Raw genomic sequence first — 1,802 nt, 5'->3', positions numbered from 1 at the left:
CCGTTGCCTGTGAAGAGCCGGTTTGGTTTGTGGTGGGTGGGCGGTTGTTTTTTGAGAACTCAACAGCGCGTGTGTGTTTTTCTTTAGCCATGATGTGATTGTGGCCCCGTGGCCCCCTGTGTGGGGGTGTGGGGTTCCTTTGGTTGGCCATGCCCTGTGGGGTGTGGTTGGCTGGGGTTTGATTCTTCGCGTCGGGAAAGGCGCGCGCCCTGTGTGTCTGCCTTGGTGGGTGGGTGCGGGGGTGGTGGTTTTTCGGATGGAGAGTTTGATCCTGGCTCAGGACGAACGCTGGCGGCGTGCTTAACACATGCAAGTCGAACGCGCCCTGCTCCTTGTGGGTGGGGTGAGTGGCGAACGGGTGAGTAACACGTGAGTGACCTGCCCCTGACTCTGGGATAAGCCGTGGAAACGCGGTCTAATACCGGATGGGACCATTGGCTGCATGGCCGGTGGTGGAAAGGGTTTTTCCGGTTGGGGATGGGCTCGCGGCCTATCAGCTTGTTGGTGGGGTGAGGGCCTACCAAGGCGATTACGGGTAGCCGGCCTGAGAGGGCGACCGGCCACACTGGGACTGAGACACGGCCCAGACTCCTGCGGGAGGCAGCAGTGGGGAATATTGCGCAATGGGCGAAAGCCTGACGCAGCGACGCCGCGTGGGGGATGACGGCCTTCGGGTTGTAAACCTCTTTTCCTGCTCACGAAGGCTTCGGGTGTTCTCGGGGTTGACGGTAGGTGGGGAATAAGGACCGGCTGACTACGTGCCAGCAGCCGCGGTAATACGTAGGGTCCGAGCGTTGTCCGGAATTATTGGGCGTAAAGAGCTCGTAGGCGGCGTGTCGCGTCTGCTGTGAAAGTCCGCAGCTTAACTGTGGTTGTGCAGTGGATACGGGCATGCTTGAGGTAGGTAGGGGAGACTGGAATTCCTGGTGTAGCGGTGAAATGCGCAGATATCAGGAGGAACACCGGTGGCGAAGGCGGGTCTCTGGGCCTTACCTGACGCTGAGGAGCGAAAGCATGGGGAGCGAACAGGATTAGATACCCTGGTAGTCCATGCTGTAAACGTTGGGCGCTAGGTGTGGGGCCTTTCCACGGGTTCCGTGCCGTAGCTAACGCATTAAGCGCCCCGCCTGGGGAGTACGGCCGCAAGGCTAAAACTCAAAGGAATTGACGGGGGCCCGCACAAGCGGCGGAGCATGTTGCTTAATTCGACGCAACGCGAAGAACCTTACCAAGGCTTGACATTGCCCGTGGACCTGCAGAGATGTGGGGTCATTTGGTTGGTGGGCAACAGGTGGTGCATGGCTGTCGTCAGCTCGTGTCGTGAGATGTTGGGTTAAGTCCCGCAACGAGCGCAACCCTTGTCCTGTGTTGCCAGCACGTGGTGGTGGGGACTCATGGGAGACTGCCGGGGTCAACTCGGAGGAAGGTGGGGATGACGTCAAGTCATCATGCCCCTTATGTCTTGGGCCGCAAACATGCTACAATGGCCGGTACAACGGGGTGCGATGCCGTGAGGTGGAGCCAATCCCTAAAAGCCGGTCTCAGTTCGGATTGGGGTCTGCAACTCGACCCCATGAAGGTGGAGTCGCTAGTAATCGCGGATCAGCAGTGCCGCGGTGAATACGTTCCCGGGCCTTGTACACACCGCCCGTCACGTCATGAAAGTCGGCAACACCCGAAACGTGTGGCCTAACCCTTTGGGGGGGAGCGCGTGAAGGTGGGGCTGGCGATTGGGACGAAGTCGTAACAAGGTAGCCGTACCGGAAGGTGCGGCTGGATCACCTCCTTTCTAAGGAGCCCAC

At 59.5% G+C, this 1,802-nt stretch carries 1 rRNA gene; it reads left to right on the top strand.

The window, feature by feature from the left end:
• Positions 1-253: 253 nt before the first annotated feature.
• Positions 254-1,789: ribosomal RNA gene (locus tag VS93_RS26285) — 16S ribosomal RNA — on the top strand.
• The last annotated feature ends 13 nt before the right edge of the window (positions 1,790-1,802 follow it).

It is taken from the genome of Allosalinactinospora lopnorensis (assembly GCF_000981225.1).
GTDB classification, from domain to species: Bacteria; Actinomycetota; Actinomycetes; order Streptosporangiales; family Streptosporangiaceae; genus Allosalinactinospora; species Allosalinactinospora lopnorensis.
Note: the sequence above shows the minus strand (reverse complement) of the source record. Positions and strands in the feature narration are given on the sequence as shown.